Origin of the sequence: Enterobacter sp. Acro-832 (genome assembly GCF_011752745.1) — a bacterium.
GTDB lineage: Bacteria > Pseudomonadota > Gammaproteobacteria > Enterobacterales > Enterobacteriaceae > Enterobacter > Enterobacter quasiroggenkampii.
The window spans coordinates 66,508-79,877 of record NZ_VWWX01000007.1 but is presented as its reverse complement, the minus strand read 5'-3'; the positions used below and the strand labels follow the sequence as shown (position 1 = coordinate 79,877).

Sequence of the window (13,370 nt, the reverse complement as noted above, 5' to 3'; positions counted from 1 at the left end):
AGTAACTTCGCCTCGTTACATCAAGCGTTGATAGAGATCGCGGTATGACTGCGCCGCGACATGCCAGCTAAAGTCCATGGACATCGCCTGACGTTGTACGTAACGCCACAGCGATGGACGGGACCACAAGACGAAAGCACGCCGAATCGCCCGAAGCAGCGACCAGGCATTACTGTCCTCAAAGACAAATCCGCTGGCGATACCGTCCGCCAGGTTTTCCAGAGAGCTGTCGGATACGGTATCCGCCAGTCCGCCCGTGCGGCGTACCAGCGGCAGGGTGCCGTATTTCAGGCCGTACAGCTGCGTCAGGCCGCAGGGTTCGAAACGGCTTGGCACCAGAATGACGTCCGCGCCGCCCATAATGCGGTGCGAGAACGCTTCGTGGTAGCCAATCTGCACGCCCACCTGCCCCGGGTGTTCCGCGGCGGCGGCAAGGAAACCTTCCTGCAGCACCGGGTCGCCCGCGCCGAGCAGCGCCAGCTGTCCCCCCTGCTCCAGTAAACCGGGCAGCGCCTCCAGCACCAGATCCAGCCCTTTCTGGCTGGTCAGGCGGCTCACGACGGCGAACAGCGGCACTTTGTCGTTCACCTTCAGGCCCATCGCAATCTGCAGCTGGCGTTTGTTCTCCGCTTTGTCCTCCACGGAATCACGACCGTAGCGCGCCGCCAGCAGGAGATCGGTTTCCGGGCTCCAGATTTGTTCATCCACGCCGTTCAGGATGCCCGACAGGCGGCCTTCGCGATGGCGCTGCTGCAGCAACCCTTCCATGCCGTAGCCAAATGCCGGCTGGGTGATCTCACGCGCGTAGGTTGGGCTCACCGCCGTGATGTGATCGGCGTAGTACAGCCCCGCCTTCAGGAACGAGATCTGCCCGTTAAACTCCAGACCGTGCATGTTAAAGAACGACCATGGCAGATCGATGTCATTCATGTGATGGGCGTAGTACATCCCCTGATACGCCAGGTTATGCACGGTAAAGACCGATTTCGCCGGGTGGCCGCGCGCGGCGAGATACGCCGGAGCAAGCCCGGCGTGCCAGTCGTGCGCGTGCACCACATCCGGACGCCAGAACGGATCCAGCCCCGTCGCCATTTCGGCGCCGACCCAGCCGAGCAGCGCAAAGCGCAGCACGTTGTCGGTGTAGGCGAACAGGTTCGTATCGTGATACGGGCTGCCCGGGCGATCGTATAAGTGCGGCGCGTCGATCAGGTAAATCCCTACGCCATTGTAATGTCCATACAGCAGGGTAATGCGTCCGGCAAACGTTTCACGGCGGGTCACCACTTTCGCATCAGGTATACCGCGCCGGATATCCGGAAAGGCGGGCAGCAGGACGCGGGTATCCACGCCTCCGGCGATTTGCGCCGCCGGTAATGCGCCAAGCACATCTGCCAGTCCGCCCGTTTTTAATAACGGGAACATCTCAGAACATACGTGTAAAACCTGCATCATCGCTCCTGTTTGATCTGCAGCTTCCGCAACATTTCCCGTGTGACTAACACGATCCCCTCTTCCGAACGGTAGAAACGACGCGCGTCTTCTTCCGCATTCTCCCCAATAACCATCCCTTCAGGGATGACGCAGGCACGGTCGATCACGCAACGACGCAGACGACACGAGCGCCCTACCCAGACATCCGGCAACAAGACTGCCGAATCGATATTACAGAATGAATTTATCCGCACGCGCGGGAACAGCACCGACTGCACCACGACCGAACCGGAGATAATGCACCCGCCGGACACCAGCGAGTTCAGCGTCATACCGTGGCTGCCGGAGCGGTCCTGGACGAACTTGGCCGGCGGCAGCGACTCCATATGGGTACGAATCGGCCAGTTCTGGTCATACATATCCAGTTCAGGCGTAACCGATGCCAGATCGAGGTTCGCTTTCCAGTACGCTTCCAGCGTGCCCACATCGCGCCAGTAGGGTTCCGCATTCGGGTCGGACTGCACGCAGGACAGCGGGAAAGGATGTGCATACGCCATGCCAGCTTTCGTGATTTTCGGAATGATGTCTTTACCGAAGTCGTGGCTGGAGTTTTCGTCTTTGTCGTCTTCTTCCAGCAGCTCATAAAGATAATCTGCGTCAAAGACATAGATCCCCATGCTGGCGAGTGATTTGGTGTCATCGCCCGGCATGGTTGGCGGGTTCGCCGGTTTTTCAACGAAGTCGATAATTTTGTCGTCCGCATCCACGTGCATGACGCCAAAGGCCGTCGCTTCAGCAACGGGCACAGGCAGACACGCCACGGTGCAGCGCGCCCCTTTTTCGACGTGGTCGATCAGCATGTGGGAGTAATCTTGCTTGTAGATGTGGTCCCCGGCGAGGATCACGATGTATTCCGCGTTGTAGCGACGAATGATGTCGAGGTTCTGGGTCACCGCATCCGCTGTCCCGCGATACCAGTTCTCGCCGTGGACGCGTTGCTGCGCTGGAAGGAGATCGACAAACTCGTTCATCTCTTCGCTGAAGAATGACCAGCCGCGCTGGATATGCTGAACCAGCGTATGCGACTGATACTGCGTAATGACGCCGATGCGGCGAATGCCCGAGTTCAGGCAGTTGGAGAGCGCAAAGTCGATGATACGGAACTTACCACCAAAGTGAACAGCCGGTTTGGCGCGCTTGATGGTCAAATCTTTCAGACGGGTACCACGCCCGCCCGCAAGTATCAGGGCAACCGTTTTTAATGGTAGCTGGCGTGCCAACATTAAGGGATCGTTCTTCTCTAATCTAACCATGACTAACTCCTTTTTTATCATCTTTGGAATACGCACACTCCGTGCGCAGGCCCGTGCCAGACAGCCATTACTACCGGATTATCCGCTCCGGCAAAGGGAGGAACGGCGCGCCATTCCCCTTCAGGTAAAACAATCTCTGCGACGTCATCCGTCGCGTTCAGCGTGACCAGCCATTTATCCGACAGCAGGATTTGCAGGCGTGGTACGCCGTGTTGCCACTCTTGCGCGCTTAACGGTTGCGCGTCTTTATTCAGCCAGCGAACGTTGCCGTCACCCTCTTCCCACCAGTTGTTGGCGGTCAGCGCGGGGATCTGCTGGCGAAGATGGATCAGCGCAGCAGTAAAATGAATCAGCCCGCTGTTGGCTTCACCCCAGTCGAGCCAGGTTAAGGTGTTGTCCTGGCAATAGGCGTTGTTGTTACCGTGCTGGCTATGACCATGCTCGTCACCTGCCAGCAGCATCGGCGTGCCCTGCGACAGTAAAAGCGTTGTCAGCAGCGCATGAACGCTGGCGCGTCGCCGCTCTATCACATCCAGACTTCCGCCTAACCCTTCTATACCATGATTGAAGCTATGGTTATTGTTAGTGCCATCGCGATTCTCTTCGCCGTTCGCCTCATTGTGTTTCTGATTGAAACAAACGCAGTCCCTGAGCGTAAAACCGTCGTGCGCCGTCAACAGATTGACGGTGGCCGAGGGGCGTTTGCCGTCGCGCTTAAAGAGATCGCTCGACGCGGCAAAGCGCCCGGCAAATTCCCCCAGCGACAGGTTCCGCTCCAGCCAGAAGCGGCGTACGGCGTCGCGGTAGTGGTCGTTCCACTCGGCAAACAGCGGCGGGAAATTCCCGACCTGATAACCGCCTTCACCGATGTCCCACGGCTCGGCAATGAGCTTCACCTGCGAGAGCACCGGACAGTTTTTTATCGCCTCAAACAATGGCGCCTGCTGGCTGAACGCCGGCGTGCGTCCCATGACGGGCGCCAGGTCGAAACGAAAACCGTCGACGTGGTACGTCTCTACCCAGTATTTCAGGCATTCATACGCAAAATGCGTGACCGCCGGATGGCTGAGATTGAGCGTGTTGCCGCAGCCGGTCCAGTTCTCGTAATCGCCATCCTGCCTGATCCAATAATAGCTACGGTTATCAATTCCGCGCATGGAGAGCGTCGGGCCGTCGAGATCGCTTTCTGCGCTGTGGTTCAGCACCACGTCCAGAATGACCTCAATGCCCGCCGCGTGGAGCGCCTTCACCGCATCGCGGAACTCGTCCCGCGCCTTTTCCGGATGGACGGCATAGCGCGGTTCGAGCGCGAACATCGCCAGCGGGTTGTAGCCCCAGTAGTTGCTTAGCCCCAGCCGCTGCAGACGCGGCTCGCTGGCAAAATGGGCAACAGGGAGCAGTTCCAGGGCGGTGATGCCGAGGTGTTTCAGGTAGGCGATCATGGTGGGATGCCCGAGCGCCTTGTAGGTGCCGCGCATCTCTTTGGGGATCGACGGATGCAGGTAGGTCAGCCCTTTGACGTGGGCTTCATAAATAACCGTATTGCCCCACGGCGTGTGCGGCGGGGCATCGTCTTCCCAGTCATAAAGATCGTTCACCACCACGCTTTTTGGCGCGACGGGCGCGCTGTCGCGGTGGTCAGGCTCGCCGTAGCCCACGTGGAAGAGCGGGTCATCTTTAAATTCGCCGTCCACGCGGTGCGCGCACGGGTCAATCAACAGCTTCGCCGGGTTAAACCAGTGACCCTGCGCCGGATCCCACGGACCGTGAACGCGAAAGCCGTAGTGCATGCCGGGCCGCCCTCCGGCCAGGTAGCCGTGCCAGGTATCCCCCGTGCGCGAGGGTAAATCGTAACGGTGCTCGTTACCTTCCCCGTCAAACACGCACAGTTCTACCCGCTCGGCGTGAGCGGAAAAGAGGGTGAAATTGACCCCCTTTCCGTCAAAATGCGCCCCGAGCGGTTCGGGTTTACCTGCCGTAAGCTGCGTCATTCGCCCTCCCGCATCAGCCAGATGGTGCCAAGCGGCGGCAGCGTCAGGCTCAGGGAGTTGGGTCGCCCGTGGCTTTCAATGGCGTCGCTCTGTACCAGCCCGCCGTTACCGGCGTTGCTGCCGTGGTAGTGCATCGAGTCGGTATTCAGAATTTCACGCCATTTGCCCGGCTGGTTAATGCCGAAGCGGTAGTGTTCACGCGGCACCGGGGTGAAGTTGCTGGCGACGATGATCTCGTTACCCGCTTTGTCACGACGCACAAAGACAAACACCGAGCGCTCATGGTCGTCCACTACCAGCCATTCAAAGCCGTACGGATCGAAGTCGAGTTCGTGCAGCGCTTTGTGGTGGCGATAGGTCAGGTTCAGATCGCGTACCAGACGCTGCACCCCGTGGTGCCAGTTGTCGCCGCCTTCCAGCAGATGCCAGTCGAGGCTGGCGTCGTGGTTCCACTCGCGCCCTTGGGCGAACTCATTGCCCATGAACAGCAGTTTCTTGCCCGGGAAGGCAAACATCCAGCCGTAATAGGCGCGCAGGTTGGCAAACTTCTGCCACGCGTCGCCCGGCATGCGGTCGAGAATCGATTTTTTACCGTGTACCACCTCATCGTGCGACAGCGGCAGCATGAAGTTTTCGGTGTAGTTGTAGAGCATCCCGAACGTCAGCTTATCGTGATGATACTTACGGTGAACCGGATCCAGCTTCATGTAGTCGAGCGTGTCGTGCATCCAGCCCAGGTTCCACTTATACCAGAACCCCAGGCCGCCCAATGACGGCGGACGGGAGACGCCCGCAAAGTCGGTGGACTCTTCCGCCATGGTCACGGCACCGTCCACCTGCTCGCCGATAATGCGGTTGGTATTACGCAGGAATTCAATCGCCTCCAGGTTTTCGCGGCCACCAAACTCGTTCGGGATCCACTCCCCCTCTTTGCGGCTGTAGTCGCGGTAGATCATTGACGCCACCGCATCCACGCGCAGGGCATCGATGCCAAACCGCTCGATCCAGTACAGGGCATTCCCGACCAGGTAGTTTGAGACCTCACGGCGACCGTAGTTGTAGATCAGCGTGTTCCAGTCCTGGTGATAGCCTTCGCGCGGATCGCTGTGCTCGTACAGCTTCGTACCGTCAAACTCTGCCAGCGCAAAATCATCCGCCGGGAAATGGCCCGGCACCCAGTCGAGGATGACGTTCAGCCCGGCGGCGTGCGCGGCATCAATGAAATAGCGGAAGTCATCGCGGGTGCCGAAGCGGCGGGTCGGCGCATACAGCCCGGTGGGCTGATAGCCCCAGCTGCCGTCGAACGGGTGCTCGTTGACCGGCAGCAGCTCCAGGTGGGTAAAGCCCATCCATTTGGCGTACGGGACCAGCTGGTCGGCAAGCTCCCGGTAGCTGAGCCAGAAGTTGTTATCGGTGTGGCGACGCCAGGAGCCGAGATGGACTTCATAGACGGAGATCGGCGCATCAAAGCGGTTAGCCTGTTTACGCTCCTCCGTCTGAACGACCTTCTCCGGCAGGCCGCAAATCAGCGACGCGGTATCCGGACGCATCTGCGCTTCGAAGGCATACGGGTCGGCTTTAATGCGCAGCTTGCCGTGGGCGTCAATCATCTCGAATTTATAAAGCTGCCCGTGGTGCGCCCCGGGGATAAACAGCTCCCAGATGCCGGTTTCCCGACGCAGGCGCATCGGGTGGCGGCGGCCATCCCAGTAGTTGAACTGTCCGACAACGGAGACACGCTGGGCATTGGGCGCCCACACGGAGAAGCGCGTGCCGGTAATGCCGTCCATGGTATCGGCATGGGCACCCAGCGTTTCATAAGGGCGAAGATGCGTCCCTTCGGAGAGCAGCCAGGCATCCATCTCTTTAAGCAGAGGGCCAAAGCTGTAGGGATCGTCAATCAGGTTTTGCTGACCGTGCCAGAGAACGGCGAGCTGATAGCGAAAAGGATTTTTACGACGAGGCATCACGCTCGAGAAGAAGCCACGGGAATCGAGGCATTCCAGGTTACCGACCTTGCGGCCGGTTTTGGGTTCAATCACCCAGACTTCTGTGGCATCCGGTAACAGTGCCCGAACTTCCAGACCGGCCTCAGTACGGTGCATCCCAAGCACAGAAAAGGGGTCAGCGAAATGACCCGCAATAAGCGCATTAATCACGTCTCTATCCACACGATCGGACATGGTATTCATCCTGTTTTTTATGTCGTCCTTTTTAAGCGCTCCGGGACGACTTTTAATGTGACCTGAACGGGACAGCACAAAAATGTGCATCCATTCTGCTCCGCTCGAACCTCAGGTAAGAAATGACTCTTCCTTAAAGCATAGCCAACGCTCTAGATGACTCCTGATAAAAAATAAGACATACGCGTGTTACTCCATGTAGTACGCAAAAAAAAGGGGTGAAAATCACCCCTGGTATTTAACAAATTATTACGCCAGCTGGCGCAGCATGCGGCGCAGCGGCTCGGCGGCGCCCCACAGGAGCTGGTCACCGACGGTGAATGCGGAGAGATACTCCGGCCCCATATTCAGCTTACGCAGACGGCCAACCGGCGTGGTCAGCGTGCCGGTCACCGCTGCCGGGGTCAGCTCGCGCATAGTGATATCGCGATCGTTTGGTACCACTTTCGCCCACGGGTTGTGCGCGGCCAGCAGCTCTTCCACGGTCGGAATAGACACATCTTTTTTCAGTTTAATGGTGAAGGCCTGGCTGTGGCAGCGCAGTGCGCCGATACGTACGCAGAGACCGTCAACTGGAATGGTGTTCGCGGTATTGAGGATTTTGTTGGTCTCAGCCTGGCCTTTCCACTCTTCACGGGTCTGGCCATTATCCAGTTGCTTGTCGATCCACGGGATCAGGCCGCCGGCCAGCGGTACGCCAAAGTTATCCACCGGCAGCTCACCGCTGCGGGTCAGTTGGGTCACTTTACGCTCGATATCCAGAATAGCGGATGCCGGGTTTGCCAGCTCGGTCGCAACGCTCTGGTGCAGCTGGCCCATCTGGGTCAGCAGCTCGCGCATGTGACGCGCACCGCCGCCGGACGCCGCCTGGTAGGTCGCCACGGAGACCCACTCCACCAGATCCTGCGCGAACAGGCCGCCGAGGGACATCAGCATCAGGCTGACGGTGCAGTTACCGCCAACAAAAGTTTTCACGCCGTTGTTCAGACCATCGGTGATCACGTCCTGGTTAACCGGGTCGAGAATGATGATGGCATCGTCTTTCATGCGCAGCGACGAGGCCGCATCAATCCAGTAGCCCTGCCAGCCGCTTTCACGCAGCTTTGGATAGATTTCGTTGGTATAATCGCCGCCCTGGCAGGTCACAATAATGTCGAGCGCCTTCAGCGCTTCCAGATCGTAAGCATCCTGCAACGTGCCTGTGGTACCACCAAAGGACGGAGCAGCCTGGCCGAGCTGAGAAGTGGAGAAGAAGACCGGGCGGATAGCGTCGAAATCGCGCTCTTCAACCATGCGTTGCATGAGTACAGAGCCGACCATACCGCGCCAGCCGATAAAACCAACGTTTTTCATAGCATTTTTTTCCTGCTGAGGGTGTGTGCTGATTGTGCAAGCCAGTATTGAACTGGGATATGCTTCACATTACAAAATGCTGCCAAAGTCGCAAGCGAAATTAATCGATGATTGCCCGGCAATCAGAAATACAGCTAATTATCATAATAACCTTAGAGAGTTTCAGGGATAATTTACATGAGTGAAATCATTTCCGCCGCGGTTTTATTGATCCTGATTATGGATCCCCTGGGCAACCTGCCCATCTTCATGTCGGTGCTAAAACACACCGAGCCGAAGCGTCGCCGGGCGATCATGATCCGCGAGCTGCTCATCGCCTTGCTGGTGATGTTTATCTTCCTGTTTGCGGGTGAAAAAATTCTCGCATTCCTGAACCTGCGTGCCGAAACCGTGTCGATTTCCGGCGGGATTATTCTGTTCCTGATTGCCATTAAGATGATTTTCCCGAGCGCGGAAGGCAGCAGCAGCGGCCTGCCTGCGGGTGAAGAGCCATTTATTGTGCCGCTGGCGATCCCCCTCGTCGCGGGCCCGACCATTCTGGCCACGCTGATGCTGCTGTCGCATCAGTATCCGAATCAGATGAGCCATCTGGTGATTGCCCTGCTGATTGCCTGGGGCGGGACGTTCATTATCCTGCTGCAGTCGTCCCTGTTCCTGCGCCTGCTGGGCGAAAAAGGGGTAAACGCGCTGGAACGCCTGATGGGGCTGATTCTGGTCATGATGGCAACGCAGATGTTCCTGGACGGGATCCGGGCGTGGATGAAGGGCTAGGTAAAAGCAAAATGGCCACTACGTGGACATTTTTAGTGTTTGCTCCCTCTCCCCGTGGGAGAAGGACGGGGTGAGGGCATCAGGCCGCAGAGGAAACATATTCGCCGGGTGGCGGCTTCGCCTTACCCGGCCTACAAAACTTACCCCTTACGAATCAAATACCGGTACGGCAGCGCCTCAGTCTGCTGTGCCACCAGCTCATGCTCCATAAAGGTACAAAAACCGGGAATGTCGCGGGTCGTGGCCGGGTCGTCGGCGATGATCAGCAGCGTTTCACCGGTCTGCATGTTGCGCACGGTTTTACGTACCATCATTACCGGTTCCGGGCAGCGAAGGCCCTGGGCATCAAGGGTGTGGTCTGGGCTGGAAAACAGGTCGGTCATGATCTTCTCGGTCAGGTAAAAACGGCTGTAGTTTACGCCCGGTTGCGATCAATGCAAACCAGGTTAACGATTGCGTAAAAACTAACCATTGCAATGTCCTGCCAAAGCAGTATCATGCTGCGGTTTTTATTGGGTTCCCTCACCCCAACGTATAAAAAGGTCACAATATGACGCAGTTTTCTGAATCTCAGCGCGTAAAAGCGTTGTTCTGGCTTTCGCTTTTCCATTTGCTGGTGATCACCTCCAGCAACTATCTGGTGCAGCTCCCGATCTCCATCTTTGGTTTCCATACCACCTGGGGCGCGTTCAGTTTCCCGTTTATTTTCCTCGCCACCGATCTGACCGTGCGTATCTTTGGCGCACCGCTGGCTCGCCGCATTATTTTTGCGGTCATGCTCCCGGCGCTGTTCATCTCGTACGGGGTTTCGTCTCTGTTTTATATGGGAAGCTGGCAGGGTTTTGAGGCATTAACCCACTTCAACCTGTTTGTCGCCCGTATCGCCGCAGCAAGCTTTATGGCCTACGCGCTGGGGCAGATTCTGGACGTACACGTGTTTAACCGCCTGCGTCAGAATCATCGCTGGTGGATGGCCCCCACCGCCTCCACGCTGTTCGGTAACGTGAGCGATACGCTGGCCTTCTTCTTCATCGCCTTCTGGCGTAGCCCGGATGCGTTTATGGCCGAACACTGGATGGAAATCGCGCTGGTGGACTACTGCTTTAAGGTGCTCATCAGCATTGTCTTCTTCCTGCCGATGTACGGCGTGCTGCTGAATATGCTGCTGAAAAGACTGGCAGATAAATCTGAAATCACGGCATTGCAGGCAGGTTAAGGGTTCGCTTTATCAGTTGTGATAAGATGAACGAATGAGCCGTTATGGCCGTTTATCGAAAGGAAGAAGTCAATGCGCAATCTGGTTAAATATGTCGGGATTGGCCTGCTGGTTGTGGGTCTTGCAGCCTGTGATAACAGCGACACGAAAACGCCTGCTCAGGGCGCATCCGCAGAAAGCAATGCGACCGGCCAGCCGGTGAATCTGATGGATGGCAAACTTAGCTTCTCTCTGCCAGCCGATATGACTGACCAGAGCGGCAAGCTGGGCACTCAGGCGAACAACATGCACGTTTACTCCGACGCAACCGGGCAGAAAGCGGTCATTGTGATTGTGGGCGACGACACCAGCGAAGATCTGGCCGTCCTGTCCAAACGTCTGGAAGATCAGCAGCGTGGCCGCGACCCGCAGCTGCAGGTCGTGACCAATAAATCCATCGAGCTGAAAGGCCATAAGCTGCAGCAACTGGACAGCATCATCTCTGCGAAAGGCCAGACCGCGTACTCCTCTGTCGTGCTGGGCAAGGTCGATAACAAACTCCTGACCCTGCAGATCACCCTGCCAGCGGAAGATCAGCAGAAAGCGCAAACGGCTGCTGAAAACATCATTAACACCATCGTGATCCAGTAACGTTTCACGATGATGACGTGGCCTCCGGTGCCTGCACCGGGGGCCATTTTTTTAGCCGCCACGTCAGCAGCAAGGCCACGATCACCAGACCCGCTGCGGCAAGATAGATCACCGGCACGCCTGCCCAGGCCATCACCAGCCCCGCCAGCGGGCCGGTAATGCCTAACGACATATCCATAAACACCGTATAGGTCGCCAGCGCGGCGCCCTGATTCTGCGGTGGCACGGCTTTAACCGCCACCACGCCCAGCGCCGGGAAGACCAGTGAAAAACCGGCTCCCGCGAGGAAGACGCCCACTTTCGCGACCCAGGGCACCATCGCTATTCCGGTCAGCAGCAGTCCGACAATTTCTATCGCAAAGCAGATCATCGCCACGTTCAGCCCACCCAGACGGTTGATGCCGTTAGGGAAAAGCAGGCGCGCGCCAACAAACGCGCAGCTGAACAGGGTTAACGCAAAGGCCGCGCCGTCCCAGCCTTTGGCGTCATAGAACAGGGTAATGAAGGTCGCGATCACACCGAAGCCGGTGGTCGCCAGCGCCAGCGCCATGCCGTACGGCCAGACGCGCCCCAGCACCGCCCGAAACGGCAGCGGCTTGCCCTTGCTGGCCTTCACTTTCGGGCGCGGCAGCGCAAACAGAATCGCCAGCAGCGCGACCGCCATGATGGTGACGGCCAGCCCATACAGCCCGCCAAACGCATAGCAGGCCACGCCGAGCGGCGCACCGAGCGCCATCGCACCGTAGGTGACAATCCCGTTCCAGGAGATCACCCGGCCAATGTGCGGCGCACCGACAACCCCCACGCCCCACAGCGTCGAGCCGGTTCCCGCCAGGCTTTGCCCGATGCCGAGGATGACGCGGCCCAGGCAGAGGAGCGCCAGGCTGACCAACGGCCAGTGGCTGGTCGTGGCAGCCAGCAGGTAGCTCAGGCCACTGAGGAAGCAGCCGCACAATCCCACCACCACAATGCTTTTTGGACCGAACGTGTCCGCGTAGCGACCGGCATGCGGTCGGCTCAGGAGTGTCGCGAAATACTGCAGGCTAATCACCAGCCCCGCCCAGAAGGCACTGAAGCCCATCACGTCATGGACATAGCCCGGCAGGACCGCCAGCGGCAGGCCGATGGTGAGATAGCTGGCAAAGTTGAAAATAACAACGGAAACGATGCGCAGATTGAGGCGCAGTCCGCTCAGTGCCGTTTCAGCGGCAGGTTCGGGCATGGGGTTCTACCTGGATTTTTTACAACAGTGTTTCACTATTACCACGCCCCAATAAGAAAATCAGCACCGACTTTCAGATTAACGGTGCCAGACGAAGCGAAGCCCGGGCACTACACTTACCGGGTCATCATATTAAGGAACACGCATGATCGCTAACCCGTCCGACAAAGCAGGACTCCACATCTTATTAAAGCTCGCCTGTCTGGTGGTTATCCTTGCGGGTATCCATGCTGCCGCTGACATTATTGTCCAGCTCCTGCTGGCGCTCTTTTTTGCCATTGTGCTTAATCCTCTGGTCACCTGGTTTCTTCGCCGGGGCGTCAGCCGTCCGGTCGCCATCACCATCGTCGTCATCGTGATGCTGATTGCCCTGACGGCGCTCTTCGGCGTGCTGGCGGCCTCGCTGAGCGAATTCTCCACCATGCTGCCGCAGTACAACAAAGAGCTGACGCGTAAGATTGTGGCGCTGCAGGAGATGGTGCCCTTTCTCAATCTGCATATCTCACCTGAACGGATGCTGCGCAGGATGGATTCCGAGAAGGTTATGACCTACGCCACCACGCTGATGACGGGGCTTTCCGGCGCGATGGCCAGCATTCTGCTGCTGGTCATGACGGTGGTGTTTATGCTGTTTGAAGTCCGCCACGTCCCCTATAAACTGCGCTTTGCGTTGAATAATCCCCAAATTCACATTGCCGGATTACACCGGGCGCTGAAGGGAGTCTCAAAATATCTGGCGCTGAAAACGCTGCTGAGCGTCTGGACCGGGGTGATTGTCTGGCTGGGGCTGATGCTGATGGACGTGCAGTTCGCGCTGATGTGGGGCGTACTGGCCTTTCTGCTCAACTACGTTCCCAATATTGGCGCGGTGCTTTCCGCCGTGCCGCCGATGATTCAGGCGTTTCTGTTTAACGGTTTCTACGAATGTATGCTGGTCGGCGCGTTATTCCTCGTCGTGCACATGGTGCTGGGCAATATTCTCGAGCCGCGCATGATGGGGCACCGGCTGGGCATGTCGACGCTGGTCGTATTTTTATCCTTACTGATTTGGGGATGGCTGCTGGGCCCGGTCGGTATGCTGCTGTCGGTCCCCCTGACCAGCGTGTGTAAGATCTGGATGGAAACCACTAAAGGCGGCAGCAAGCTGGCGATCCTGCTCGGGCCGGGGAGGCCAAAAAGCCGGTTGCCTGGGTAAGCACTCTCGTCTGGTTAGCCATTACCGGGGACAATAGATTATAGTAATGGTTTCGCCGCGCAACT

The 13,370-nt window shown here is 57.8% G+C and carries 11 protein-coding genes; 4 read left to right on the top strand and 7 right to left on the bottom strand.

The features are described 5' to 3' along the window. Positions 1–15: 15 nt before the first annotated feature. The 5 genes from glgA to asd form a co-directional block, all read right to left on the bottom strand. On the bottom strand, positions 16–1,449 hold the full coding sequence (gene glgA / locus F3J31_RS20010; protein WP_167215001.1) for a glycogen synthase GlgA: 1,434 nt from the start codon (positions 1,447–1,449) through the stop codon (positions 16–18). Then, positions 1,449–2,744, bottom strand: a complete 1,296-nt coding sequence (glgC, locus tag F3J31_RS20005) for a glucose-1-phosphate adenylyltransferase (protein ID WP_008503066.1) — start codon at positions 2,742–2,744, stop codon at positions 1,449–1,451. The genes glgA and glgC overlap by 1 nt, the downstream gene beginning before the upstream one ends. 17 nt (positions 2,745–2,761) lie before the next feature. Continuing rightward, positions 2,762–4,735, bottom strand: a complete 1,974-nt coding sequence (glgX, locus tag F3J31_RS20000) for a glycogen debranching protein GlgX (protein ID WP_167214899.1) — start codon at positions 4,733–4,735, stop codon at positions 2,762–2,764. Further along, positions 4,732–6,918, bottom strand: a complete 2,187-nt coding sequence (glgB, locus tag F3J31_RS19995) for a 1,4-alpha-glucan branching enzyme (RefSeq protein ID WP_167214896.1) — start codon at positions 6,916–6,918, stop codon at positions 4,732–4,734. Before glgB ends, glgX begins: the two co-directional genes overlap by 4 nt. A 249-nt stretch (positions 6,919–7,167) precedes the next feature. After that, complete coding sequence (gene asd, locus F3J31_RS19990; RefSeq protein ID WP_167214893.1) at positions 7,168–8,271, bottom strand: aspartate-semialdehyde dehydrogenase; 1,104 nt, start codon at positions 8,269–8,271, stop codon at positions 7,168–7,170. 177 nt (positions 8,272–8,448) lie between these two features. On the opposite strand from asd, the gene yhgN reads away from it, so the two are divergent. Continuing rightward, positions 8,449–9,042, top strand: a complete 594-nt coding sequence (yhgN, locus tag F3J31_RS19985; protein ID WP_003861574.1) for an NAAT family transporter YhgN — start codon at positions 8,449–8,451, stop codon at positions 9,040–9,042. Positions 9,043–9,182: 140 nt separating this feature from the next. Here the strand turns inward: yhgN and tusA are convergent, their stop codons facing one another. Further along, positions 9,183–9,425, bottom strand: coding sequence for a sulfurtransferase TusA (gene tusA, locus F3J31_RS19980; protein WP_008503071.1), 243 nt, complete (start codon positions 9,423–9,425; stop codon positions 9,183–9,185). Positions 9,426–9,592: 167 nt separating this feature from the next. On the opposite strand from tusA, the gene F3J31_RS19975 reads away from it, so the two are divergent. After that, on the top strand, positions 9,593–10,258 hold the full coding sequence (locus F3J31_RS19975; protein WP_008503072.1) for a 7-cyano-7-deazaguanine/7-aminomethyl-7-deazaguanine transporter: 666 nt from the start codon (positions 9,593–9,595) through the stop codon (positions 10,256–10,258). Between the two features lie 72 nt (positions 10,259–10,330). Further along, positions 10,331–10,888, top strand: a complete 558-nt coding sequence (locus F3J31_RS19970; RefSeq protein ID WP_008503073.1) for a DcrB family lipoprotein — start codon at positions 10,331–10,333, stop codon at positions 10,886–10,888. Between the two features lie 4 nt (positions 10,889–10,892). Here F3J31_RS19970 and F3J31_RS19965 read toward each other — a convergent pair whose 3' ends face one another. After that, positions 10,893–12,110 (bottom strand): MFS transporter, encoded by a 1,218-nt coding sequence (locus tag F3J31_RS19965; protein ID WP_048027718.1) that lies wholly within the window; start codon positions 12,108–12,110, stop codon positions 10,893–10,895. A 145-nt stretch (positions 12,111–12,255) separates the two neighbouring features. Between F3J31_RS19965 and F3J31_RS19960 the strand changes: the two genes are divergently transcribed. Continuing rightward, positions 12,256–13,305 carry an AI-2E family transporter gene (locus F3J31_RS19960; protein WP_045909021.1) on the top strand — a complete coding sequence of 350 codons (1,050 nt, stop codon included), beginning with the start codon at positions 12,256–12,258 and terminating at the stop codon, positions 13,303–13,305. Positions 13,306–13,370: the final 65 nt, after the last annotated feature.